The 24,193-nt window shown below is 46.6% G+C and carries 21 protein-coding genes and 1 other annotated feature; of the genes, 5 read left to right on the top strand and 16 right to left on the bottom strand.

Annotated elements, in window-relative coordinates; translation table 11 throughout:
* Positions 1–48: 48 nt before the first annotated feature.
* Entirely contained in the window at positions 49–1,947 is a 1,899-nt protein-coding gene (locus H615_RS0110625; RefSeq protein WP_169516196.1) for a sensor domain-containing diguanylate cyclase, read from the bottom strand.
* A 373-nt stretch (positions 1,948–2,320) separates the two neighbouring features.
* Between H615_RS0110625 and rpsD the strand changes: the two genes are divergently transcribed.
* Positions 2,321–2,923, top strand: coding sequence for a 30S ribosomal protein S4 (gene rpsD / locus H615_RS0110620; protein ID WP_027955125.1), 603 nt, complete (start codon positions 2,321–2,323; stop codon positions 2,921–2,923).
* Between the two features lie 40 nt (positions 2,924–2,963).
* Here the strand turns inward: rpsD and H615_RS0110615 are convergent, their stop codons facing one another.
* Both H615_RS0110615 and tyrS read right to left on the bottom strand, forming a co-directional pair.
* Positions 2,964–3,422: a GNAT family N-acetyltransferase gene (locus H615_RS0110615; protein WP_027955124.1), complete on the bottom strand. Its 459-nt coding sequence runs from the start codon at positions 3,420–3,422 to the stop codon at positions 2,964–2,966.
* Positions 3,423–3,488: 66 nt separating this feature from the next.
* Positions 3,489–4,754 (bottom strand): tyrosine--tRNA ligase, encoded by a 1,266-nt coding sequence (tyrS, locus tag H615_RS0110610; RefSeq protein ID WP_027955123.1) that lies wholly within the window; start codon positions 4,752–4,754, stop codon positions 3,489–3,491.
* A gap of 80 nt (positions 4,755–4,834) precedes the next feature.
* Positions 4,835–5,039, bottom strand: a binding site (T-box leader).
* A 124-nt stretch (positions 5,040–5,163) separates the two neighbouring features.
* Between tyrS and H615_RS21260 the strand changes: the two genes are divergently transcribed.
* From H615_RS21260 to H615_RS0110590, 4 genes are all read left to right on the top strand, one after another.
* Positions 5,164–8,280, top strand: coding sequence for a transglycosylase domain-containing protein (locus tag H615_RS21260; protein WP_084163103.1), 3,117 nt, complete (start codon positions 5,164–5,166; stop codon positions 8,278–8,280).
* A gap of 119 nt (positions 8,281–8,399) precedes the next feature.
* Entirely contained in the window at positions 8,400–9,047 is a 648-nt protein-coding gene (locus H615_RS0110600; protein ID WP_027955122.1) for a GNAT family N-acetyltransferase, read from the top strand.
* A 5-nt stretch (positions 9,048–9,052) separates the two neighbouring features.
* Complete coding sequence (locus H615_RS0110595; protein ID WP_027955121.1) at positions 9,053–9,706, top strand: acetoin utilization AcuB family protein; 654 nt, start codon at positions 9,053–9,055, stop codon at positions 9,704–9,706.
* The gene (locus H615_RS0110590) at positions 9,696–10,868 is read left to right on the top strand and encodes an acetoin utilization protein AcuC (RefSeq protein ID WP_027955120.1); all 1,173 of its coding nucleotides are present in this window, start codon (positions 9,696–9,698) and stop codon (positions 10,866–10,868) included. The genes H615_RS0110595 and H615_RS0110590 overlap by 11 nt, the downstream gene beginning before the upstream one ends.
* 32 nt (positions 10,869–10,900) lie before the next feature.
* Here the strand turns inward: H615_RS0110590 and motS are convergent, their stop codons facing one another.
* The 13 genes from motS to H615_RS0110520 all read right to left on the bottom strand — a co-directional run bounded on the left by motS (position 10,901) and on the right by H615_RS0110520 (position 24,176).
* On the bottom strand, positions 10,901–11,692 hold the full coding sequence (gene motS, locus H615_RS0110585) for a flagellar motor protein MotS (RefSeq protein WP_027955119.1): 792 nt from the start codon (positions 11,690–11,692) through the stop codon (positions 10,901–10,903).
* Positions 11,682–12,506, bottom strand: coding sequence for a flagellar motor protein MotP (gene motP, locus H615_RS0110580; protein WP_027955118.1), 825 nt, complete (start codon positions 12,504–12,506; stop codon positions 11,682–11,684). Before motP ends, motS begins: the two co-directional genes overlap by 11 nt.
* 50 nt (positions 12,507–12,556) lie before the next feature.
* Entirely contained in the window at positions 12,557–13,558 is a 1,002-nt protein-coding gene (gene ccpA / locus H615_RS0110575; protein WP_027955117.1) for a catabolite control protein A, read from the bottom strand.
* 235 nt (positions 13,559–13,793) lie between these two features.
* Positions 13,794–14,852 (bottom strand): bifunctional 3-deoxy-7-phosphoheptulonate synthase/chorismate mutase, encoded by a 1,059-nt coding sequence (locus tag H615_RS0110565; protein ID WP_027955116.1) that lies wholly within the window; start codon positions 14,850–14,852, stop codon positions 13,794–13,796.
* A gap of 184 nt (positions 14,853–15,036) precedes the next feature.
* Complete coding sequence (ytxJ, locus tag H615_RS0110560; protein ID WP_027955115.1) at positions 15,037–15,360, bottom strand: bacillithiol system redox-active protein YtxJ; 324 nt, start codon at positions 15,358–15,360, stop codon at positions 15,037–15,039.
* 52 nt (positions 15,361–15,412) lie between these two features.
* Positions 15,413–15,835 (bottom strand): YtxH domain-containing protein, encoded by a 423-nt coding sequence (locus H615_RS0110555; RefSeq protein ID WP_035531975.1) that lies wholly within the window; start codon positions 15,833–15,835, stop codon positions 15,413–15,415.
* A gap of 12 nt (positions 15,836–15,847) precedes the next feature.
* The gene (locus tag H615_RS0110550) at positions 15,848–16,267 is read right to left on the bottom strand and encodes a DUF948 domain-containing protein (protein WP_027955113.1); all 420 of its coding nucleotides are present in this window, start codon (positions 16,265–16,267) and stop codon (positions 15,848–15,850) included.
* 193 nt (positions 16,268–16,460) lie between these two features.
* Positions 16,461–17,756 carry a UDP-N-acetylmuramate--L-alanine ligase gene (gene murC, locus H615_RS0110545; RefSeq protein WP_027955112.1) on the bottom strand — a complete coding sequence of 432 codons (1,296 nt, stop codon included), beginning with the start codon at positions 17,754–17,756 and terminating at the stop codon, positions 16,461–16,463.
* Between the two features lie 190 nt (positions 17,757–17,946).
* Positions 17,947–19,062 carry a nicotinate phosphoribosyltransferase gene (locus H615_RS0110540; protein ID WP_027955111.1) on the bottom strand — a complete coding sequence of 372 codons (1,116 nt, stop codon included), beginning with the start codon at positions 19,060–19,062 and terminating at the stop codon, positions 17,947–17,949.
* A 108-nt stretch (positions 19,063–19,170) separates the two neighbouring features.
* Entirely contained in the window at positions 19,171–22,137 is a 2,967-nt protein-coding gene (locus H615_RS0110535) for a DNA translocase FtsK (protein WP_051254682.1), read from the bottom strand.
* A gap of 150 nt (positions 22,138–22,287) precedes the next feature.
* Positions 22,288–22,896 (bottom strand): YtpR family tRNA-binding protein, encoded by a 609-nt coding sequence (gene ytpR / locus H615_RS0110530; protein WP_027955109.1) that lies wholly within the window; start codon positions 22,894–22,896, stop codon positions 22,288–22,290.
* 3 nt (positions 22,897–22,899) lie between these two features.
* Entirely contained in the window at positions 22,900–23,718 is an 819-nt protein-coding gene (locus H615_RS0110525; protein ID WP_027955108.1) for a DUF1444 domain-containing protein, read from the bottom strand.
* Between the two features lie 140 nt (positions 23,719–23,858).
* On the bottom strand, positions 23,859–24,176 hold the full coding sequence (locus H615_RS0110520) for a thioredoxin family protein (RefSeq protein ID WP_027955107.1): 318 nt from the start codon (positions 24,174–24,176) through the stop codon (positions 23,859–23,861).
* Between the last annotated feature and the right edge of the window lie 17 nt (positions 24,177–24,193).

Below are 24,193 nucleotides of genomic sequence, written 5' to 3'. Positions count from 1 at the left end.
GGAACTTTTTTGTGTCTATCTCCCCTTTGCACACTCTGAAATCAAGAATCATCCAGGTAAAATACCTGGATCATTTTTTTTGATGCAGTTCCGTCCTGCTTTCTTAGCTTGATAGAGGGCGCGGTCCGCTTGAAGGATAAGCTCTTTCCTTTCCGGCCTGCCGTGTATAGCTTTCCAGGAGGAAAACCCGCAGGATACAGTGACCCCGGGGTGGGTCTCTGAAGCAATTCGCTCACGTATGCTTTCCGTGATTTGATAGGCCTCCCCTGAACTGATCGAAGGGAAATATACTGCCAGCTCCTCCCCACCCCAGCGCGCGGCCAGACCGGAAGATCCAGCCATTTCCTCCTGAATCACTGCCGCAGCCTGGCAGATGACTTCGTCTCCTGTCTGGTGTCCATACGTGTCATTAACCGCTTTGAAATGATCAATATCTATCAATATTAAATGCCCCTGCTCATCTTCCTTGATATGCTTTTCCACACGATGATCAAGATAAATCCTGGAGTGAAGTTTTGTTAAATAATCGGTGATCACTGCTCGTTCCAGCTCCTCTTGAAGGATGGAATTGGCAAAGGCTAGAGCCGAATGTTGAACAAGGGACTGCAGGAGCTTAAAGGAATCAAAAGAGAAAAAAGAAGGTTTCTTATGCAGGACGACCGCAAACCCGGTTTGTTGATGATGGTCCTTCATGGGCACAGCCATCAGTGATCGGTATGGATGAAGGACGTCCGCACCGTCCCCATGAAGATCACTGATAAAAACCGGGCCGCTCTCCCTTTCGAACAGGGATCGGATAGCTGAAACCTCCTCAAGGTTGAAAATCGACGTGAAGTAGTTAGAACTGCCTTCCAGGACGCTCGCTCCCCCATCCCCTGCATAGGTAAGAAAGCCTGCCTCGTCTGCTTGAAAAATCTCCTGGATTTGTTCTACCATAAATGCAGCCTTTTCCGATAGTTTGGTGTAGGAATTCAAACGCTGGGAGGCTGCGGTAATAATTTGAAGGTCATTATTCTGTTTCCGGGCCTGCTCATATAAACGTGCATTTTCAAATGCCTTTCCCGCTGTATCGGCAATTTGTATAAAGAACTCCACCTCCTTCCCTCTGATGGGAAGGGTATAGGGAATAGTAATCTGAAGCACGCCATACACGCCCTGCCTTCCTTTAAGCGGCGCGTATAATAAGAACTGCTGCCCATCCGGATTTTCAATGATTTGAAATTCACCTGTGATAAAAGCCTGAAGACCCGTATTGCTGCTGGAGCTTTCATTATAGGAGAGGACGTACACAGGCAGGTCAGGCATTTCCTCAAACTCCTGAGAAAGGTGAAGATGGTACTGAAAGGATGGGTACACTTCAGAAAGCGTCGCAATGATCTCCTTTAACACGGTTTGGATATCAATAGAAGAATGAAAATGAGCGGTCACATTCAAGAGACGCTCAAACATTTTCTTTTCTTCCTTCATCGTATAAAAATTATCCGCTTTTTCAATAACCTTCTCCAAGCTTTCAGATGCAGCCTTTAGATAGGAGGAAGGGATCAGAGAAGAATTTTTATCTGTGTAAGTGAAAGCCAGATACCCGACGATTCCGCTCATTTTTTTCAAAGGAAGGACAATAACCTGATCATGATGACCAGGTTGTGCCAGCATCCGCCCTTTTATAGAAGGACCAGGCATCTGTTCTTCCTGACCGGGTGGAGCAGCCGGGGCGAAGGAATGATGAAAATAAACCGGTGTATCTTCTTGTCTGTAAAGCTGATACACGCCTCTCCATTGATGAAACATGTAGCAGGCTGTGCCTTCTGCGTGCATAAAATCCTTCATTTCCTTCATCAGCTTGACGAGGAATTGTTCAAACGCAGGGGGCGTCTCTGTCATCATCCATTCAAAGAGACGACTGTTCAAGCGGTTAAACTTCATTTCCATAGAGCATGGGACACTCATCCGATTCACCTGTCTTCCTGCACACATTTTTAAGTATATTGTACCATCCCTTTATACCCAAAAGTGAATGTGTATATGTAAAAAATGACAATCCAATGTGCTGTGGCAGTAAATAATCGGTGTACGTTGGAAATCTTAAATAAAAAAGCAGAGAACACCTTGACTTCCTCTATTATTCTTTATATAATATTCGTTGTGTAAAATAAATGGCAGCCTATGTGAGCCGCCGTTGTTATCATTTTGTTCCTCTACGGAGGTGCATCGTGTAACCCTCTGCTGCTGGGGCGATGGTGCATGAAAACATAATGAGCAATGGAAGCAGGACACACTGTTTTTATTTTATGCGAAATAAAATAAAAAGGAGGAAATTCCTATGGCACGATATACAGGTCCAACTTGGAAAAAATCACGTCGCTATGGTATTTCTTTAAGCGGAACAGGTAAGGAGCTTGAAAAGCGCCCTTACGCACCAGGACAACACGGTCCTAACCAACGTAAAAAACTTTCTGAATTCGGTCTTCAGCTTCAAGAGAAGCAGAAGCTTCGTTTCATGTACGGCTTGACTGAGCGTCAATTCCGCCGCATGTTCGAAGAAGCCGGAAATATGAAAGGTATCCACGGTGAGAACTTCATGATTCTTCTTGAATCTCGTCTGGATAACCTTGTGTACCGTCTCGGTCTTGCACGTACACGCAGCCAGGCGCGTCAGCTTGTTACACACGGTCACGTTACTGTTAATGGCGGCCGCGTTGACATTCCATCCTACCGCGTAGCTCCTGGTCAAGTGATCAGCCTTCGCGAAAAATCTCAAAAGCTTAACGTCGTAGAAGAGGCTATCGAAGTGAACAACTTCGTTCCAGAATACCTTACTTTCGACGAAGACAAGCGTGAGGGTACGTACACTCGTTTCCCTGAGCGTTCTGAGCTTCCATCTGAAATCAACGAAGCTCTTATCGTTGAATTCTACTCTCGTTAATAGCTTTTCAAAAAAACCGCCATTTCGGCGGTTTTTTTATTTATGTTGTCTCCAAACGCTTTTTAAAGAAGATCCGGAAGTCATCTCTTCCTGATTCCTCCCACCCCATCGATGTGTAGAAAGCCACGTTCTCTGTAAGGAGTCTATGTGTGGCCAGACGCATTTCAAAACAGCCACGCTCCACAGATTTCTCCTCAGCAAATCCTAATAACCTTCGTCCCAGCCCGTGCCCTTGATAATCAGGATCGACAGCAATGTTGGCGACTTGCGTGTACGTCGGGTGGAACATCAAAATGACACCCCCAAGAATTTCATCCCCCTTATCCAGAACCCACACTGGATAGGAAACGATTTCATCTTTATAATCAGCTTCCAACGGAGGGAGCTGATTTCCATTCATCCGTTTTTTATAAACACTGTATGCTTTTTGCATACATGCTTCCAATTGCAGCGTATCTCCCGGTACAGCTCTTCTTATAACACCCCGATTATCAAGCATCAACCCATCTTCCTTCCTGGTTTCATGATAGAAAAAAGCAGGGATATCCCTGCTTTTTTCGTGATATTAGTAACGGATAAGGAAATACTTCTTCTTCCCTCTACGAATGATCGTAAAGCGGTCTTCAATCCGTTCTTCCTGCTGAATGGTATGCTTCAGGTCCTGGTTCCGCTCCCCATTGATGTAAATCGCACCGTTGCTGATATCTTCCCGCGCCTGGCGCTTGGACGGTGAGATTCCGGCATGTACCAATAAATCAAGCAGCTGAGAGTCTTTGGATTCAGACGTAAAGGACGGGACATCTTTAAAGCCTTGTTCAATTTCTTCCCCTGAGAGAGCTTTGATATCACCGCTGAATAAAGCTTCTGAAATACGCTCTGCCTGCTGAAGTGCTTTTTCATCATGGACAAGCTTCGTCATTTCCTCTGCAAGTCTGCGCTGCGCCACACGTTTTTCCGGACGCTCCTGCACCTCTTTTTCAAGTGCTGCAATTTCATCCATATCAAGGAAAGTAAAGACCTTCAAGTACCGGATGACATCACGGTCATCCGCATTGATCCAAAACTGGTAAAACTCGTATGGCGAAGTTTTTTCAGGATCAAGCCAGACAGCGCCGCCTGCTGTTTTTCCGAATTTGGATCCATCTGCCTTCGTAATAAGAGGCACCGTCAATCCATAGGCTTCCACCTCTTCCTCCCCTGCTGTAGAACGGCGCAGAAGTTCAAGACCCGCTGTAATGTTGCCCCACTGATCACTGCCGCCGATCTGTAGCGTACAGTTTTCTTTCTGGTACAGCTGCTGGAAGTCCAGGGACTGTAGAATCATGTAGCTGAATTCTGTGAAGCTGATCCCCTGTTCAATCCGAGATTCCACAGAATCCTTTGCCAGCATGTAATTGACGCCAAAGTGCTTTCCTGTATCCCGCAGAAAATCGATGATTGTCATTTGAGAAAGCCAGTCGTGATTATTGCGTGCGACAGCAGCATTTTCCCCATCGTCAAAGTTGAGGATCTTAGCAAGCTGATCCTTGATACGGTCACTGTATCCTTTCACAACATCTGCACTGTTCAATTGACGTTCTGAAGACCGGCCGCTTGGGTCTCCAATCATTCCTGTTCCCCCACCGACAAGAGCAATCGGACGGTGACCCGCTACCTGGAACCTTTTCAGCATCAGCACAGGAAGCAGGTGGCCGATATGCAGGCTGTCCGCCGTTGGGTCAAACCCACAGTACAATGTCACCTGATTGTTCTCCAAATGCTTTTGCAAGCCTTCTTCATCCGTCATTTGATTGACCAGTCCCCGCTGATGCAGATCCTCTAATAAATTCATTACAAACACTCCTCTACTTGTCATTACTTCCATTAAGCTGTGGTTTCAGATTCGGAACACAAAAAAGACCCCATCCCTGAAAAAGGGACGAGGTCTTCGCGGTACCACCCTTGTTGCACATAAAAAACGTGCCACTTCTATCGATAACGGTTTCCACCGTCTTCTGATTCCTACCAGAAGATGCTCCGGGTCGTAATTCGAAATCCAATATGTACTGACTCGCACCAACCGTCAGCTCTCTGCAACAGGGATCTTCATTCTACTTCAATCCATCCACGCACACTTATTAAACTATGTACTATATTTAACACATTCCAAAAAAAAATGCAACAAAATCCCCAAGTCCCGTCGTGTCTTAATACAGAGGGGTATGTTATAATATTGATGGATTTTTTAGGAGGTTTTATTCATGTCTAATAACCAGAAGAACGGTCGAAATAAGATAGATTTCCGCTCTTTATGGGAGCAGGGGCGTATACAGAAAAACACACGGATTACATACGATGTCGTTTGGAACGTCATCTTATTTTTTATCATTATCGGTGTGATCGGTTTGTTTTTCGCCGGCGGTGTCGGAGCTGGATACTTTGCTTCCCTCGTAAAGGACGAGCCAGTACGGAGCCAGGCGGATATGGAAGACGATATTTATAATTATTCGCAGACGTCCACGATGTTATTCACGGACGAAACAGAAATTGGAGATGTCAGTTCCGACCTGTACCGGGAGGTCGTTGAACTCGATCAGGTCAGTGATTATTTAAGAAATGCTGTCATCGCTACGGAAGACGAGTATTTCGAAGAGCACCAAGGTGTTGTTCCGAAAGCCGTCATGCGTGCGGTCGTTCAGGAAGTGACGAACTCCTCTGTAAAAACCGGTGGGAGTACACTTACTCAGCAGCTCGTTAAAAACCAGATTTTAACGAACGAAGTATCATTTGAGCGGAAGGCCAAGGAAATGCTCATTGCCCTTCGTATCGAGCGTTTCTTTGAAAAAGAAGAAATACTCGAAGCTTACTTGAACATCGTCCCGTTCGGGCGGAATGCGAACGGGCAGAATGTAGCGGGTGTACAAACAGCTGCACAGGGCATTTTCGGCGTAAATGCCGGTGAACTCTCCTTGGCCCAGTCGGCCTTTATTGCCGGCCTGCCACAATCCCCCTTCGGTTATACCCCTTTCAACAATGATGGGACGATTAAGGACGAAGCAGGACTGGAACCCGGCATAGACCGGATGCACGAAGTACTCGAACGTATGCTGGAAGCGGAATACATTACGAAAGCGGAATACGATGAGGCGATGGCTTTTTCGTTGAACGATGAAACGCTGGCTGATGCTAAACCGACAGCGATCAGCAAGTATCCCGCTATCAACCAGGAAGTGCAGAAACGTGCGAAAGGTAAAATCCAAGACTATTTAATGAAAGAAAACGGTCATACCCAGGAAGACCTGGAAAACGATGAAGAACTGGCCCAGGAGTACGATGAACTGGCAGAGCGGGAAATGTCCTCCGGCGGTTATCAAATCCATACAACACTGGATAAAGAAGTCTATGATGCCATGCAGGATGTGAAGGACTCCTATACAGAACCTTCATCCTGGCCATGGAAAACTGTTCCGATCAGGGATGAGAACGGTGACCCTACTGGAGACACAAAGACAATCCCACTTCAACTGGGAAGTATAATAATTGAAAACTCGACAGGGAAAATTCATGGGTTCATCGGCGGATATGACTTCGATAAAAAGAATCTTAACCATGCTTCCCATGCTTACCGCTCCAACGGCAGTACAATGAAACCGCTGCTCGTCTACGGTCCGAGCTTTGACATGGGGGCTGCCCAGCCGGGATCCGTCATTGCAGATGTCCCCTATGACTATCGCATCGGTGGAGAAGTACGAAACTTCTCCAGAAGCCACAAAGGGTTTGTCAGTGCCCGATATGCGCTGGCCCAGTCCTATAACGTGCCGGCTGTTAAACAGTACAATGAGATTAAGAGCGATAACCCCGTGAAAAGTTATTTAGAGAAAATGGGGATGAAAGATCGATTACACGAGGATGACTATACGAATGAATCCATGGCCCTCGGCGCATTAACCTACGGCATATCCGTCGAGCAGAATGTGAATGCGTTCGCAACTTTTGCCAACATGGGTAAATTCGTCGATGCGTACATGATCGAAAAAATTGAAACCAAAGACGGGGAAACCGTCTATCAGCACGAAGCAGAAGAAACAGAAGTATTCAGCCCGCAGGCCTCCTACCTTACTCTGGATGTCATGAAAGATGTATTAGATTACGGCACAGGCTCCCGTGTACGCGGGCTGCTTGCTGACCGCGGTGTCGAGTGGGCTGGTAAAACCGGTACTTCTCAAATGACGAAAGACTCTTGGTTTGTTGCTACGAACCCGAATGTCTCTGTTGGAATGTGGACAGGGTTTGATGAAGGCAACATGCAGAACATGAACTACAACCAGCGGACACAGGGACTTTGGGCCGATGTAGTCAATGCAGTCACGGAATTACGGCCGGAACTGATGGCTCCAAGCAATGATTTCGAGAACCCGGGCGGCCTTGTTACAAGTTCCTACTGTGCGACATCAGGGATGCTGCCATCTGACTTATGCTCGTCCGCAGGTCTTGTAGACAGCGACATTTTTGATGCCGACTATGCTCCTTCAAACGCCGATGACAGCTTGATCGGCGGCGACTTCGTAAGCGTGAAAGATAAATTGGTTATCGCTGGGCCGGATACACCGCGTGAATTCGTCAAAGACGGCGGCGGTGTCACATTGAGTCCTGAATGGCTGGAAGAGGAAGGATTGACGTCCTCTGAAGAATTAAGAGCATTGATTCCTAATTCATCACGATGGAGCAATGTAGCTCTGCCTTCCTCTTCTTCGATCGGATCTACCGTGTCGTCCATTGATAATGATGGCAAGGCTCCTTCCGCTCCGGGATCTGTTTCTGCCAGCGGGTCAAAAATCAGCTGGAATGCATCCGGAAGCAATGATGTCGTCGGGTACCGGATCTACCGCGCTTCTGAGCCGGGTGGCAGCTATTCCCTGCTTGGCAGCACAGTGAACACGTCGTACAACTTTTCAGGCGATGGCGTCTACGCCGTTCGAGCGGTGGATTATTTCGGTCAATCATCCAGTCTTTCTTCTTCCGTGACGGTCGGAAATCCAGGGGCGCCGGAACCAGAGCCGGATCCTGAGCCAGCCCCAGAGCCGGAACCGGAGCCGGAAGAGGATACGAATGATTCCAGTAATGAAAACAGCAGCGAAGGTAACAATGGTAACAATGGCAACAATAACGAAAACACGAACGACTCCAATGCAGATGAGTCAAATGAAAGTACAGAAGAGAATAATGATCCCGCTAATGACAATAATCAAGGTGGTGAATCCGACGATTCAGAAGGAAATTCCGATGATGGTTCAAACGATACACCACCGGAAGAAGACTCAGATAACGGAAACACCGACGAGTCCAGCGGAGATGAAACTACGGAAAATGAAGAATAAATGAATTAAACCAGCCCGCCATGGGCTGGTTTTCTTTTTGGAGAACAATTAACAATCCCATATTTTGTTGTATAATAGAAACAATCGCTCTATGAATCTCTTTTTCAGGTGGTGACTGAATGAATCATGAAAAAACTTATTACAGCGAATCCTTCAGCTCCGAGCATGGACCGATCATTGTTGAAGGACCGCTGACATCAGACGAATTGTCACATTTTACGTTTAACGAAGGCCTTATCGCTTTCCGTCCGCCGGAAAAACAATTTGAAGCTGTAAAAAGCATTGCGGATTTCGATGAAGGCCGGATCATCATTGCAAGAAACAGTGAAGAGATCATCGGCTATGTGACCTACCTGCATCCAGATCCTTTGGAACGGTGGTCGGAAGGCAGCATGGAAGATTTAATTGAACTGGGTGCCATTGAAGTCAGCCCGGAATTCCGTGGACACCGGATTGGCTCACGTCTCTTGAAACTTTCCATGATGGATGACTATATGGAAAATTACATTATTATCTCCACCGAATATTACTGGCATTGGGACTTGAAAGGGACAGGGCTGAACATATGGGATTATCGAAAGGTCATGGAAAAGATGATGGCCGCAGGCGGATTGACCCCTTCCCCCACCGACGATCCTGAAATCATATCCCATCCAGCCAACTGCCTGATGGTCAGAGTAGGCAGCCGGGTTCCTGAATCATCAGTGGAGACATTTGATCAACTGCGCTTTTTAACGAGGCATCGAAATCGCCAGCTGAGGAGGTAGCGGAATTGTTAGTAGAAGAAATCATGAAGGACCATGTGATTACACTTACTCCGGATGAAACGATTGAAACAGCGTTGAAACTTCTCCATGAACACCATATCCGGCATATCCCAATTATAGATGAGGACCGAGCCGTCATAGGTATTGTTTCTGACCGTGATGTCAGAGATGCCAGTCCATCGATTTTGGAAGAAGACACCGGGCAGGAGGAACTGCAGTATCCAATCCGCTCCATCATGACCTATCCGGTAACGACCGTGCATCCCCTTGATTTTGTCGAAGAAACAGCATCCATCTTTTATGAACAGGAAATTGCCTGTGTTCCTGTCACCAGAGACGGAAAACTGGTCGGAATTGTAACTGAAAAAGACATGCTCTATACGTTGATTCAATTAACGGGCACTCACGTCCAGAGTTCGCAGATTGAAGTGAAAGTAATCAACAAGCCAGGGATCCTTCCTCAAGTGACGCAAGTATTCGGAAAACGAAAGGTGAATATCAGCTCCATCCTCATTTATCCTTATAAGCCGGATGCCAACTACAAAGTTGTCGTCGTCCGGATTCAGACGATGAACCCACTTCCAACTGTTCAAGATCTGGAGGAAGCAGGCTATGAAGTTTTGTGGCCTAAGAAACCGGAGAGTCCCTATGACTTGTAAAGCAGGGTTTGTATACTCCAACGATTTTACTTCCTACCGGTTCCGGGATGACCACCCATTTAATCAGATGAGAGTCGTCCTGGCAAAGGAACTACTGGATGCAGCAGGAATGCTTGAGGAAAATCACTTGATCACTCCCAGAATGGCAACAGAGGAAGAACTGCGCCTTGCCCACAGTCCAGCATATATCCAGGCAGTGAAAAAAGCATCAGAAGGTAATCTGTCGGAAGAGGAAGGGCTTGAATACGGAATAGGAACAGAAGATACACCAATGTTTAAAGGCATGCATGAGGCTTCTCAGCTGCTTGTGGGCAGTACATTGTCTGCTATTGATGCGGTTCTGGGCGGTGATGTCACCCATGCCCTTAATCTGGGTGGCGGCCTGCATCATGGATTTGAACGCAAAGCCTCAGGCTTCTGTATCTACAATGACGGGGCCGTAGGTATTAAATACATCCGCCGGAAATACGATTACAAGGTCCTGTATGTTGATACAGACGCCCATCACGGCGATGGTGTACAGTGGGCCTTTTATGATGATCCCAACGTCTGCACCCTGTCCATCCACGAAACAGGGCGTTATCTGTTTCCCGGCACCGGACATGTGAATGAACGAGGATTGAAGGAAGGGTACGGATACTCTTTTAATCTACCGATCGATGCCTTCACTGAAGATGAATCATTTCTGCACGTTTATGAATCCGCTTTCAAGGAGATCACCGATTATTTCAAGCCCGACATCATTATTACACAAAACGGGGCGGATGCTCATTTTCTTGATCCCCTCACCCATCTAAGCTCCACGATGGCCATTTACGAGCGCATACCTGCGATTGCCCACGAATTGGCTCATCAATACTGTGAAGGGCGCTGGGTGGCTCTTGGCGGGGGCGGATATGACATCTGGCGTGTTGTCCCGAGAGCATGGGCTCAAATTTGGAAAGTCATGTTGGAAGAAGAGCCTTTTACAGGTCCCCTTCCTGTCGAGTGGCTGAAGAAATGGGAAAAAGAATCCCCCGTTTCTCTGCCCGATGCATGGAACGATCCACCAAATGCTTTCAAACCTATACCGAGAAGAGAAGAAATTACAGAAAAGAACAATAAGCTGTTGGAAAAAGCACTGCAGCTGATTCATAACCAAAAGAAATTCAACTCCTTGTAGCAAAAAAAGCCACTACTTTTATGTAGTGGCTTTTAAGATCCGGAATTTTCGTAAGCCGGATCTAAAATGACAATTTCAACCCTTCGGTTCCTGCTCCAGTTCTCCTCAGAATCATTCGGGGCGACCGGTCTCGTCTCTCCGTAAGCAACAGCCGTAAACCGCTTCGGGTCCATGTCCTGTGTGTTATCAAGGATATAACGGATAACACTGCTCGCCCGTGCTCCGGACAATTCCCAGTTTGAAGGATAGCGGTAGCTGGAAATCTGACGGTTATCCGTATGCCCTTCCACTTTGACAAAGTTCGGAATGTTTTCAAGCAGGGTTCCTACCTTGGATAAGAACGGCTTAGCCTGCTCCAGAATTTCCGCCTCACTTGTTTCAAAGAGCAGCTGTTCTTCCAGAACGAGGACGACGCCGCGTTCGGAATTCGTCGCAGCAATAATGTCACTCAAGTCGTTTTCCTTAAGGTATTCATCGATCTCCTGCTTCAATTCATCCAGATCCTGCTCCTTTTCCGCTTCAGCCTCACTTGATTGTGAAGCTTCCACTTCTTCCGGCGGCATGTCAAATTCATTATTCTTTTCATCATTTCCCTCTATCTCAGCCTGATCGGCGGGGTTCTTGTTTTCCACAGCAGAAGGATAAAAGTCCAAAATCATCCGGTTTCGGAAGCTTTCTGTTATAGCCTCAAATTTATCGAGATTAATCTGGGACATGGAAAATAAAAGAATAAAGAATACAAGGACAAGGGTGATCATGTCTGCATATGTAGTCATCCATTTGGGAGCGCCGTCCTGTTTCTGCTTTTTAGGTCTACGCCTCATTGGCTGCTTCCCCAAGTGGATCGTTTTGTTCTTCGTCTTCCAGAATCTTCTTATCATTTTCAGACAGGAATGCTCCCAGTTTTTCTTCCAGGAGTTTCGGATTCTGGCCGGACTGGACGCCGATGACCCCTTCAATGATAATCTGCTTCATGAACACTTCCTGGTCTGTTTTGTTCTCAAGCTTCCCCGCCATCGGAATGAAAACAAGGTTGGCTAGCAGTGTTCCGTAAAAAGTAGTAAGAAGAGCGACGGCCATTTTGGGACCAAGCTCTTCCGGGGTGGATAAGCTGGAAAGCATCAGGACAAGACCGATCAGCGTTCCAATCATACCCCAGGCAGGAGCATATTCCCCCGCCTTTTCAATAAGAGCTCTTCCTTTTTGGTGCCGCTCTTCCACAGCGGAAATTTCCGCATTCATAATTTCATTAATGACATCAGGCTCTACACCGTCAACAGCCAGAAGAATCCCTTTCCTTATAAAAGGATCATCCACTTCCTCAAGCTCAGCTTCCAAGGCAAGCAGCCCTTCCCTCCGGGCCCGCTCAGAAAGTCTCACAAAGAGGCTGATCAGCTCTCTTAGATTCATGCTGCTTTCTTTGAAGGCTTCCTTCGTTACTCGGAAGGTCAGCTTCACTTCAGTAAGATTGAAGTTCACGAGAATGGCGGCGGCCAGCCCTCCCAACACAATCACGATAGAGGATATTTGTATAAAGGAGGCGGCCCCTCCGATGCCTGCGTTGGACATGATCCCAACCATAACCATAGCAAATCCAAGAGTAATTCCTATGGGAGTCATTAAATCTTTTTTTGTCATTTCACTCTCTCCTCAGTTCGAACAAGTACCTTTTAGTACATATATCGGTACTATTTCTGCTGAGTTGAGTTTCTTTCAATAATTCGGTGTGGAAGAACCACGTTCTTTTCCTCTACTTCTTCTTTGTTCATGAATTTCGTAAGGAGACGCATAGCCACTGCTCCGATGTCATACATCGGCTGTACTACAGTGGACAGCGTCGGGCGCACCATGGTAGCCAGACGTGTATTGTCAAAACCGAACACTTCCATGTCCTCAGGTACACGGATGCCGCGGTCCTGTGCTCCGTGAATAACACCGAGGGCCATTTCATCAGAAGAAACGAAAACGGCTGACGGCTGTTCGTCCATCTCAAGGATCTGCTCTAGCGCTTCGTGACCGGAATCGTAGGAATAATCTCCAGTTACGATATATTTGTCAGCATCCTCGACGCCCTTTTCAGCCATGGCACGTTTGTAGCCTGTTACTTTTCTTGTATTGATTAATGTATTTTCCGGTCCGGAAATGAAGGCAATCCGCTCGTTATTGGATTCAAGAAGCATCTTCGTCGCATCATAAGCCGCTTCTTCATAATCAATGTTTACAGATGGCGTTTCCTGTGACTCATCAACAGTCGCCGCCAGCGCAATCGGTACAGAAGACGTCTTGAACTCACGGATGTGGTCATCAGTAATGTCGCCACCCATAAAGATCAGCCCATCTACCTGCTTGCCGAGCATGGCATTGATCAAATGAAGCTCTTTGTCTTTGTTCTGATCAGAGTTACTTAAAATGATGTTATAGTTGTACATGGTTGCGATGTCTTCGATTCCCCGTGCCAGTTCTGCGAAGAAAATGCTGGAGATATCCGGGATAATGACACCTACTGTCGTTGTCTTCTTACTCGCAAGACCTCTCGCTACTGCGTTTGGACGGTACCCGAGCCGTTCAATCGCATCATGTACTTTCTTTCTTGTGGCGGGTTTCACATTCGGGTTCCCGTTGACGACCCGCGAAACGGTTGCCATTGAAACGTTCGCTTCGCGTGCTACATCATATATTGTTACATTCATCTAATTTCCTCCTCATCGAATCCTGTCGTACCGTAGTACTTATAAGAACAATCATACGACAGATCGCCTGCCTGCGCAATAATCATACGGTTCTCTAGAGTTTGTACCCTATCCATTATAACGGATTCCTAAATTCGTGCAAAAGGTTACTTATAGTCTTCCTGATTTTTTTAGAAACTATGAAGAAAAAAATAAGACAGGCTGTTTGATCAGCCTGTCTTTATCTTTTTCTTCGTTATTTTTTCAGTTCTTCCATGAAAGAGTGGAAAGTCGGAATATCCATCTGCTGTGCTGAATCCGAAAGAGCGACAGCCGGATCCGGGTGAACTTCAGCCATCACACCGTCCGCTCCTACAGCAAGTGCTGCTTTCGCTGTTGGAAGCAGTAGATCGCGACGGCCGGTTGAGTGCGTCACATCAACCATGACCGGCAGGTGGGTTTCCTGCTTAAGGATCGGGACAGCGGAAATGTCCAATGTATTCCTTGTCGCTTTTTCGTAGGTACGGATTCCGCGCTCACAGAGAATGATGTTTTCATTTCCACGTGAGATGATGTATTCAGCGGCATTGATGAACTCGGAAATCGTTGCTGACAATCCACGTTTAAGCAATACAGGCTTGTTCACAGAACCTGCTGCTTTCAGAAGCTCGAAGTTCTGCATGTTACGGGCACCGATTTGAATGACATCCAGGTACTCCAGGGCTTCTTCCAGGTCTCCTGGATTCACGATTTCACTGACGACTGCAAGTCCCTGCTCATCTGCCGCCTGCTTCAAAATCTTCAACCCTTCCAGACCAAGTCCCTGGAAATCATATGGAGAAGTTCTCGGTTTGAAGGCTCCACCACGAAGCAGTGTCAGACCTTCTGCTTTCACAGCTTTGGCCACTTCAGATACCTGCTCGTAGCTTTCCACCGCACATGGACCCATAACAAAGGAAGGCGTGCCGTTTCCGACTTTTTCTCCTTTTATTTCAACGACTGTATCTTCAGGCTTTTTCTTCCTGGATACAAGCAGTGCTTTACGGTGGTCATCTTCCTGCAGTTCAAGCGCTGCTTTGAAGATTTCCTTGAACAAATGTACGATTGTTGAATCCTCGAAAGGTCCATCATTGTGCTGGGACAACTGGTCCAGCATCGCTCTCTCCCTTACTGGATCGAAGCGGTTCATCCCCTGCTGTTCTTTGATCTGACCAATTTCCTTTACCAGATCACCGCGTTTATTGATTAAACTCAAAAGGTCTAAATTAACCTTATCCAACTCGCTGCGCAACTGGTCAAGCTTTTGATTACTCATGCTTACGTCCCCCTACAATGAAATTTGATAATTAGAATCATAAGTATTATGAAATAATTAGGGACAATTATAGCTAACTTTTTGAATATTGTCATCCCTTTGAAAGTGTTTTCATGAAAAAGTGGCTAAAAAGTTGGAGGAAGAATCAAGATTACCTTGACCCTTCCTCCATAAACCTGTGCCCTTACGCTGTGACTTCTTTCAGCTGGTCGGCTGTAATTGCGCCATGGCTGTCGTGCCATACCACCTGCCCATTTTTGAAGTAAAGGGCCTGCGGGGATTCATGCTGGACATCGTATTCCGCAGCAATATGATTGGACAAATCTCTTGCCTCCTGAACATGGAGAATGTAGCACGGTACATCTGCTCCGTCGGTGAACTGCTTATATTGGTGATGGGCAAATGTGCTGACAGGGCATGTCAAACTGTGCTTGAGCAGGATAAATGCCTCTTTTTCGTTAACCACCTGTTCAAATGTCTGCTTGTCTTGAATTACTTCGATTGTCATTTCCATTCCTCCTAAAAGAAAGATGGAGACTGCGGACAGTCTCCATACTGTGTCAAATATTTGTCGATGTCGTAGAGTCCTGCTGTCTTTCCAGCTCCTGAGCAGCTTCCTCGATCGCTTCAGCTACTTCTTGAGCGGCTCTTTCAGCTTCATCTTCTTCATTTGTTCGGATGTTTTTCACTTTGTCCTTCATCAATCCGCTCCACTCCTGAGATTTTTCAGAAACGGATTTTGTCAGATGGGAAGAGGATTCAACAGCGCGGTCTTTCCATTCTCCGCCCTTTTCATAAGCGACATCCTTCCACTCTCCGGCACGTTCTCTCAACTCTCCGGAGCTTTGATTGATGTTCTCGCGCAGTTCACGTCCGGATTTCGGAGCAAAGAGCAAGGCAACAGCTGCACCGACTAAACCGCCGATCAGCGAACCCAGTACAAAATCTCTACCATTATTTTGTTCTTTGTTTTGTTGTCCCATGTTAATTCCTCCTTATGAATTCTTATCTTCTTTCTTGGCTTTCTTCCAAAGGCTGATAGCCACCTGTCCCCACTTGACCGCCTGGGCAGCTGAGTCTGTGTGCTCATTGGCTGACTGGGTAAAACCCTTGGATACAGATCGTATGGATTGGTTAAATTCCTGTACGGTATCTCCTATACCCTTTACACCGTCAACTAATGTATTGAGTTTCTGCGATTTCTCGCCTACATCCTCAGCCAGCTTATTCGTCTTATTCAACAGCTCAGTGGTCTCAAGGGTGATGCCTTCCATCTGTTTCTCTACACCCTCAAGGGTATCAGCTACGTTGTTCATTGTACGGCGCACAGCCGTTAACGTTCTTGCTAAGAAAATCACAAGAACAGCAAAAGCCACTGCTGCAATTAAAGCAGCAATGTAAAGGATATTGATCATTCCCCCTGCACACTCCTTCTTATGTAATCAACACAGTTTAGTTATTGCCCTAATCAGGCTTTTCCTAAACGTGAAGGCTGCTTATAAATGGACATATTCGCTATCTTAAACATAATATCCTTTTTTATCAGCCAATTTTCTACTTTTATTGAAAAAACATGCGGCTTTTCAAAATGGAAAGCCGCATGCCTGCTTAATTGTACTGCTTTTCGTAAGCGTCCTGGAACTTTTGAATATCCCCGGCTCCCATGAAAAGAAGAACAGCATCGTCGTATTCGACCAGCTGCTGCGTCTCATCCAGTTGAAGTACCTTGGATTCAGGAATCAGCTCCTGCAGATGGTCAATGGTCAGCTTTCCACCATTTTCACGGGCCGAACCAAAGATATCGCACAAGTATACTTGATCCGCTTCCTTCAAGCTTTCCGCAAACTCATTCAGGAAGGTTTTCGTCCTTGTAAAGGTATGTGGCTGGAAAATAGCGATGACCGGTCGATCGGCATATTTCTTACGGGCTGAGTCGATGGTCGCTGTAATTTCGATCGGGTGATGGGCATAGTCATCGACAAGAATCTGATTATGCCAGACCTTTTCGGTAAAGCGGCGTTTCACACCTTTGAATGTAGCAAGCTTTTTGATCTGCTCGGGCTGCATCTGCTCATAGTGGCAGAGAGCAATCACGCTGAGAGCATTCAAAACCGTGTGGTTCCCGTACTGTGGAATCGTAAAGGTATCATAGAAATTGTTGCGTACAAACACATCAAACGTCGTTCCATCTTCACCTTCACGGATATTCTGAGCCTGGAAATCGTTCGTATCAGCCAGTCCATAGTAAAGGACAGGAACATTGGCCTGGATATGCTGCAGGTGCTCATCATCTCCGCACGCAATAATCCCTTTCTTCACCTGCTTTGCCATCTGTTGAAAGGCCTGGAAAACATCCTCCACACTTGAGAAGTAGTCCGGGTGGTCAAAATCAATATTTGTCATGATGGCATAATCCGGCTCATAGGCAAGAAAATGGCGGCGGTACTCGCACGCCTCAAAGGCAAAATAACGGCTGTCTTCATGGCCTTTCCCAGTTCCATCCCCAATCAGGAAGGACGTCGGATAATTCTCTGTCAGCACATGTGCAAGAAGGCCTGTTGTCGACGTTTTCCCGTGTGCGCCTGTGACAGCTATACTTGTATACTTCTGCAGCCACTCACCTAAAAAATCGTGGTACCGGTAAAACGGCAGACCTTTCTCCCTGGCTGCCACGATTTCTTCATGATCGTCCCCAAAGGCGTTTCCGGCAATAATCGTCAGGCCGTCTGTAATGTTTTCTTCTGAAAAAGACATGATCTCTATATTTTTAGCTTCTAGTACGTCTTGTGTAAAAAAGCGTTTATCTACATCTGATCCTTGAACTTTCTCGCCCGAGTCGTGGAGAATCTGGGCAAGCGAACTCATTCCAGTTCCTTTGATACCAATGAAATGGTAAGTTGTCATAAACAAGAACCTCCAAAATAAAGTGGGTCACTTTAGGTATAGTATATGTAACAAGTATCGATCTGCGCTTCACCTCTCTGCACAGATGAATCCTTGTCTGCATTTCCTTATCTTATCACGGAAATCGCTTTAGAAAAAGCAGGACCTGCCGGGAAGGCACCAACGAGTATCGTCCGCGCCTTCCAAACTGCTATTCGGCTGATCCTGTATATTCTACATATTCCAGTCTTGGATTCGGTTTGAAACGACGGCCTTCCTTGGCTTCCGCTTCGCCATCAATGATGACATTATCCCCCGTAAATCCGATTCCTATCTTCAAGAGGCTTCCACCTACTCCATACATATCAACAGGAACTTTTTTCTCTTCAAACGCGCGGATACGTTCCTTCGTGAACCCGCCGCTCACTACAATTTTCACATGACGGAATCCTTCCTGATCCAATGCTCGGCGTAAGGCAAAGATTAATTCAGGATTGACCCCCCGCGGATCAAATGTCCCCATCAGATGCTGATTTCTCAGGAAATATTTGTCCACGAGATTCCTTGATGTATCCAGGCGTACCCCTTTCAACTCCTCCCCGAATTCACGGGCCACATGAAGGGAATCTGTAATCACATCATTATTATAATCAACGAGAGCCATGAGCTGATCGTCCGGGAATTGTTCATGATAGGCTTTGGTGGCTGCAACGACATCACCTTTAAACATTTGAATCAGAGCGTGGGGCATCGTACCCATTCCTTCTTTCCCCCACCATTCGTTCATGGCATGGGTGGCCTGGGCAGTCGATCCCCCGATGAATGCAGAATATCCGTCACCGGACTGCTGCGTAAAGTGGTCATCCCTGTCTCCCATAAAAATAATCGGTTTTTGTTTACCAGAGGATCTGGCCGCTTTTACGACATTGTAGACATTGGTGGCCACAGATGTACGCCGGGCCAGAATACCGTCAATGATTCCTTCCAGAAATCCGAAATATTGATAAGGGCCCGTGACTGTAAGAACAGTTTCATACGGACTGATCTTATCGCCATCCTTCAGCGAATGAATCTCCAGTTCCTCCGGGTGGTCCGCAAAGGTATGGATAAGGGCAATCACTTCATCCGTCCCGCATAAAACGGCATGATCCTTCTGGAAAAACTGCATCGTCACCTTATTATCAGGAAGGTGGCTTTTAACGATATCCCGGGTCTTCAAAAAATAGACGGCAGAGAACCAGCCTTCAGCAACGCGTTCATCAAACTTGAATGTCTTGTTGGTGAGTCGGCTGATCTCCCCATTTAATTTAAGTGCAATTTCCTTCATGGCTTAACTCCTTAAACATATAGGTCGTAATTGGTCGAATTTTTATTCATAGTCCATCATATAAAATTGAGACCTGTTTCACAAGCCTTTCGACCAATCTCCAAGATTTTAGTCCATTATTTCTTCGATCTGCTGTCTGGTCAGAAGGACATCCCTCGGTTTGCTTCCCTTCTGTTCAGAAATAATCCCATAGTCCTCCATCTGGTCAATCAGGCGGGCGGCTCTATTGTACCCGACTTTAAAGCGCCGCTGGATCAAGGAGGCACTGGCTCCGTTCTGAGCGAGGACGAAATCGACCGCTTCATCAAACAACTCATCCGTCTCCTCTTCGGTCGATACCTGCTTGATCAATTCATCCTGATGGAACAGATACTGCGGAGGAGCCATTTTCTTAATGAAACTCGTGACCCGTTCAATTTCATCATCCGATACGAAGGCTCCCTGAATTCGGACAGGCTGACCTGAACCATTTTCAACGAAAAGCATGTCCCCTTTTCCTAACAGCTTCTCGGCACCGGAGGAGTCGATGATGGTACGGGAATCCACCTGGGAAGATACACTGAAGGCAATCCTCGTTGGAATATTCGCTTTGATAAGGCCTGTTATGACATCTACTGACGGACGCTGAGTAGCAAGCAGCAGGTGAATACCACAGGCACGAGCCTTTTGAGCAATCCGGCAGATGGCATCTTCGACATCCTGAGGAGAAACCATCATCAGATCAGCAAGCTCATCAATAACGATCACAAGATAAGGAAGCTTCTCAGAAGCACGTCCCTGTTTGATCATTTTATCGTTGTAACGCTCCACATCCCTGACGCCTTCGGCTACGAACTTTTCATACCGCTCTTCCATTTCCTTCACGGCCCACTTCAATGCTGTCGTGGCCGCTTTTACATCTGTAATGACTGGTGCGACTAAATGAGGCAGATCATTGTAAGGCGCCAATTCCACCATCTTAGGATCAATAAGCAGGAACTTCACATCATCATAATGTGCTTTGTATAACAAGCTGACAAGAATGGTGTTGATACACACACTTTTCCCTGAACCTGTAGCCCCTGCAATCAACCCGTGCGGCATTTTTTTCAGGTTGGTCACGATCGACTCCCCACCGATATCAAGGCCGAGTCCCACAGAAAGCGGGGACTGTTCTTGAGAAAAGGCTTCATCCTCAAAAATCTCCTGCAGCCCCACCATCTGTGGCTGTTTGTTGGGAACTTCAATCCCAACGGCCTGCTTTCCTGGGATCGGAGCTTCTATACGGATATCTTTTGCAGCCATGCTCAGTTTTATATCATCCGCGAGGTTGGTGATTTTGCTTACTTTCACACCCGGCTCCGGCTGAACTTCGAAACGTGTGACAGAAGGACCCTTCATTGCATTGACAACATTCGCCCGGACATGGAAATGACGCAGGGTTGTTTCGAGCAGTTCCATCTGTCCGGTAATCCAGCTGTCATCATCTGTGGATGGACGGACAGGATCCTCGAGTAGATGCAGCGGTGTCTGATATTCACTGCGCACATATTCCGTACGTCTTTTTCCTGCTGCTTCTTCCTGTTCAGCTGCTGGTTTCTCCACCTGAGTATCCTTCGTTTGGACAGCTTCAGGCTTGGGTTCCTCCTGTTTAGGGGCTTCCGGCTTCTGATGATCTCTTGACCGCTTATCCCGCGGCGTCATAAGAACATTAAATGGCACGCTTCTTCTGGAAGAGGATTTTGGTGTTTCCTCTTGGTCTTCCCCGGAGTCTGCCGGTTCTTCCCCAAGCGGCTGGGGCTCCATGTCTTCTTTCGTTTTCCTCTCTTGTTCATCCAAAACAGATGCAGCCTCGTGTTCTGGGCCCGCAACCGGAAGCTCTTCAGTTGCCTCTGTCCCATCTCCGGATTCGTCCTCAGCTGTGTGACCTTCCGGCTCCTCGAATTCAGGTTGATTCACCTCAGTCCGCTCTGTTTCCGTCTCTACCTTAAGCTCAGCTTCTACTTCCCCTGCCATATATTCTTCCGGGTCAGGAAGCTCTCCAGCACCTTCGGGAACAGCTTCTTCTTCCTCCTCATTGATGAACGGTCGTTCTGCCGCCTCAGAAGAATCATCTTCAAACGGGTCCACCTGGGTTTCTTCATTTTCCGGCTCTTCCGGCTGTTCTTCTTCTGTATGAACCTCTCCATTACCATCGTCATTGGCATTGCCTATGGCTGGAGCGTCCTGATCGAAGATATCCTGGAGGCGGTACCTGTATGTTTCTTCTTCATGCGCCTCTGCATTTACTTCCTGATCTGGGCCGGCTTCCATGGAGCTGTCTTCTGTCTCCGAATGCGATGCATGCATTTCGAAATCTACTGTGGATGTGTCTTCGTGTCCAGGGGGGGCTGTGTCTGCCGGCGTCTCTTCGGTATGTTCGCCGCGAATGGAAGTATCCTTGAGCTTGGACAGCTCTTCCTTTCTATTTGGAAGCTCCTCCTGGACAGGCGCTTCCATTTCCAGCGACGCCGCGCCTTCCTGATGGCTTTCCTGTTCCGGCTCCTCCTCGGATGGAGTCACAGCATCCGGCTGTTTCCTGCCAACCTGGACGCGCTCTCTCAACTTTTCCCGTAAATCCTGCCATTTTTTCTCTTCATAGGAACCTGTGTAAAATTCCGGCTTGGAATTTTCCTCTACGGTATACTCCAGGTTCTGCAGTCCTTTCGTCATCTGTCTGGTTTGATAGCCAAAGATAGGGGAGGGAACATCGGTTGGAGTAAAAGGAATGGACGTCGTTTCAAGTGTCTCTTTTAATTCCTCCTCAGGTTCCGGCTGCTTTCTCTTCCTACGCTGTGGTCGTTTTTCCACTTCCGGCTCTTCTTCCTGCACATGACGTCTGCGCTCAGATCTTGCACGTGACACATGTTCCCGGCGTTCCTGGTCCTGATCTGGAATGACAGGAAAACGGAATTCTCCCTGCTTCGGATATCGATACGTCATTTTTGTTTTTGCGTTGACATCTTTCTTTTCTTCTTTATGTACGGCAGCTTCTTCAGCATGGTTTTCTTCCTGTTCAAACAAGCGTTTCATTTTATCTTTTAGGTCTTTCCACATTAAGTTCACACTCTTTTCCAATTTAAATCATAATGCTGATTCCCTTATATTTTAACAGGTTTACAGAAGGGTTTGGTTTACAATCGCTTTAAAAATGACTTTTGAATCAAAAAAAGCAAAGCAGACGAGCTGCTTTGCTTTTAGACAGGGTTATTCCATTTCAAACGTCTGTCCTGTTTCATATTGGTCATCCAATACAAGAATACCCTTCTCCTCAGGAGCATCCGGTAGATTGAGTTCCTTGGCAGAGCAGATCATCCCTGAAGATGGAACGCCTCTAAGCTTCGCATCCTTAATCTTCATTCCACCTGGCATGACAGCTCCTACTTTCGCTACAACCACTTTCTGTCCTGCATCAACATTCGGCGCACCGCAGACGATTTGAAGGGTTTCGGTTCCAACATCGACCTGACATACGTTTAATTTATCTGCATTTTCATGAGGGGCTTTTTCCTTTACGTACCCGACGACAAACTTAGGGCTGAGATCGAAATCAAGGACATCATTCAATTCGTTTTGGGTAAAAAGATCCTTAATTGGAGCCAGCACTTCTTCCGTTAAGCGGATTTTCCCCTGGCCTTCAATATTGAAATACTTGGATGCGTTGAAAATGTTGTATCCAAGGAGGGATCCGTCTCTCTTGTCGGTGATTTTGACGACATCACCATAGGCTTCCTCTTTGATTTCGTCCCGGCTGCCTTCTTTAACGGGAATAAGTAAAACGTCTCCAATTCCTTGCTTGTTGTAAAATACGTGCATGATCTACTCTTCCTTTCGGTCCTTTTTCGGTTTTTTCTGAGCCAGTATGAATATCGGCTCCAATTGTTTATCTTCATAAAGAAAGCTCAAAGAAGTTACGGGGACCGTTCCTTCGGCGAAGAACTTCATAGCCATCTGAGCTAATATATCATAGCCCTCTGGATTTTGAACATCCGCAAAAATGATAACATCCTGGTGGGGAATGCTGATGGCAAGCTCTCCTTTGGCTTCTGCTTTGAGCTGTTCAAGCAGGGCTTCATTCAGAATCCTGCTGGCATCATACCCGTCCCGGGCGGAATGAAAATAAAAGTCATTGCCATAGACCGTATCTTTTTTCAGATTGGTTTTCAGAGACCGGACGTTGAAACCCGAAATTTCCCGGATCCTGTCCAGATCCCACTTTTCTTTTTTAAGCATATCCTCATCAATTAGCTGATAAGACTTCCCAAGATCAATGGCATAATAAATACGGGTTTCAGCCGTATGATCTGTATAAACGAGCTTTTTTCCCTGCTCTGTCTCTGTTGGGAAAGAAGCCGCACGAATAACAGGAAAGATATACTGTTCCTTTCCTGTCAGGTGGTGGTCTTCCTCCATCACACGCAGAGCTTCTGTTACATGGTCTTCCAGCTCATCAAGAGCCTCTTCCCCGCGCGCTTGGTATTTAGATATGACATTGGGGAGGGTGATCGTAATCCCTTTTCCAGACTCTGCCCATTCAATTCTGAATGTGTCTTTATCTCGGTTAAAGGTAGCTTTCCACTCGTCCCGGGCCAGCCGCTCCTCTAATTTCTTCTTCATTTTAATACTTGTCATTTTCATTGTTTTTTCCTCCTTTTACATGGGAAGAAAGAAGATCATGTCCTTGATTTCTCTTCGATTTGCATACTCTTCCATTATACACACATCTTTGGTGTAAAAAAAGCAGACAGGCTGCGCCATCTGCACAGCCTGTCTGTGGATCAACCGGAAACTTTCGTTAAGAAAGCTTCGATTTCTTCTTTTGTCTTACGGTCTTTACTGACAAACCGTCCTGCTTCTCCGCCTTCACGGAAAGCAAGAAAGCTCGGAATTCCAAAAATGTCATTTTCGGCGCAGACGTGGATAAATTGATCACGGTCTACATAAACAAATGTCCATTGGGAATATTTTTCTTCCAGCTCAGGAAGGAATGGCTCGATCACTCGACAATCCGGGCACCAGTCTGCCGAAAAGAGCAGGATGACCGATTCGTTTTCTATCAATTCTTTTAATTGCTGATCAGATTCTAATGTAATCATAAGGACACCTCCACCGC

It is taken from the genome of Halobacillus kuroshimensis DSM 18393 (assembly GCF_000425705.1).
Lineage (GTDB): Bacteria > Bacillota > Bacilli > Bacillales > Halobacillaceae > Halobacillus > Halobacillus kuroshimensis.
This window is presented reverse-complemented; position numbering and strand designations above follow the sequence as displayed.

Bases quoted from the DNA above. Each gene is read 5' to 3' on its own strand.
- H615_RS0110625 (WP_169516196.1), bottom strand. From the start codon at position 1,947: ATGAGTGTCCCATGCTCTATGGAAATGAAGTTTAACCGCTTGAACAGT.
- rpsD (WP_027955125.1), top strand. From the start codon at position 2,321: ATGGCACGATATACAGGTCCAACTTGGAAAAAATCACGTCGCTATGGT.
- H615_RS0110615 (WP_027955124.1), bottom strand. From the start codon at position 3,422: ATGCTTGATAATCGGGGTGTTATAAGAAGAGCTGTACCGGGAGATACG.
- tyrS (WP_027955123.1), bottom strand. From the start codon at position 4,754: ATGAATTTATTAGAGGATCTGCATCAGCGGGGACTGGTCAATCAAATG.
- H615_RS21260 (WP_084163103.1), top strand. From the start codon at position 5,164: ATGTCTAATAACCAGAAGAACGGTCGAAATAAGATAGATTTCCGCTCT.
- H615_RS0110600 (WP_027955122.1), top strand. From the start codon at position 8,400: ATGAATCATGAAAAAACTTATTACAGCGAATCCTTCAGCTCCGAGCAT.
- H615_RS0110590 (WP_027955120.1), top strand. From the start codon at position 9,696: ATGACTTGTAAAGCAGGGTTTGTATACTCCAACGATTTTACTTCCTAC.
- motS (WP_027955119.1), bottom strand. From the start codon at position 11,692: ATGAGGCGTAGACCTAAAAAGCAGAAACAGGACGGCGCTCCCAAATGG.
- motP (WP_027955118.1), bottom strand. From the start codon at position 12,506: ATGACAAAAAAAGATTTAATGACTCCCATAGGAATTACTCTTGGATTT.
- ccpA (WP_027955117.1), bottom strand. From the start codon at position 13,558: ATGAATGTAACAATATATGATGTAGCACGCGAAGCGAACGTTTCAATG.
- H615_RS0110565 (WP_027955116.1), bottom strand. From the start codon at position 14,852: ATGAGTAATCAAAAGCTTGACCAGTTGCGCAGCGAGTTGGATAAGGTT.
- ytxJ (WP_027955115.1), bottom strand. From the start codon at position 15,360: ATGACAATCGAAGTAATTCAAGACAAGCAGACATTTGAACAGGTGGTT.
- H615_RS0110555 (WP_035531975.1), bottom strand. From the start codon at position 15,835: ATGGGACAACAAAACAAAGAACAAAATAATGGTAGAGATTTTGTACTG.
- H615_RS0110550 (WP_027955113.1), bottom strand. From the start codon at position 16,267: ATGATCAATATCCTTTACATTGCTGCTTTAATTGCAGCAGTGGCTTTT.
- murC (WP_027955112.1), bottom strand. From the start codon at position 17,756: ATGACAACTTACCATTTCATTGGTATCAAAGGAACTGGAATGAGTTCG.
- H615_RS0110540 (WP_027955111.1), bottom strand. From the start codon at position 19,062: ATGAAGGAAATTGCACTTAAATTAAATGGGGAGATCAGCCGACTCACC.
- H615_RS0110535 (WP_051254682.1), bottom strand. From the start codon at position 22,137: ATGTGGAAAGACCTAAAAGATAAAATGAAACGCTTGTTTGAACAGGAA.
- ytpR (WP_027955109.1), bottom strand. From the start codon at position 22,896: ATGCACGTATTTTACAACAAGCAAGGAATTGGAGACGTTTTACTTATT.
- H615_RS0110525 (WP_027955108.1), bottom strand. From the start codon at position 23,718: ATGAAAATGACAAGTATTAAAATGAAGAAGAAATTAGAGGAGCGGCTG.
- H615_RS0110520 (WP_027955107.1), bottom strand. From the start codon at position 24,176: ATGATTACATTAGAATCTGATCAGCAATTAAAAGAATTGATAGAAAAC.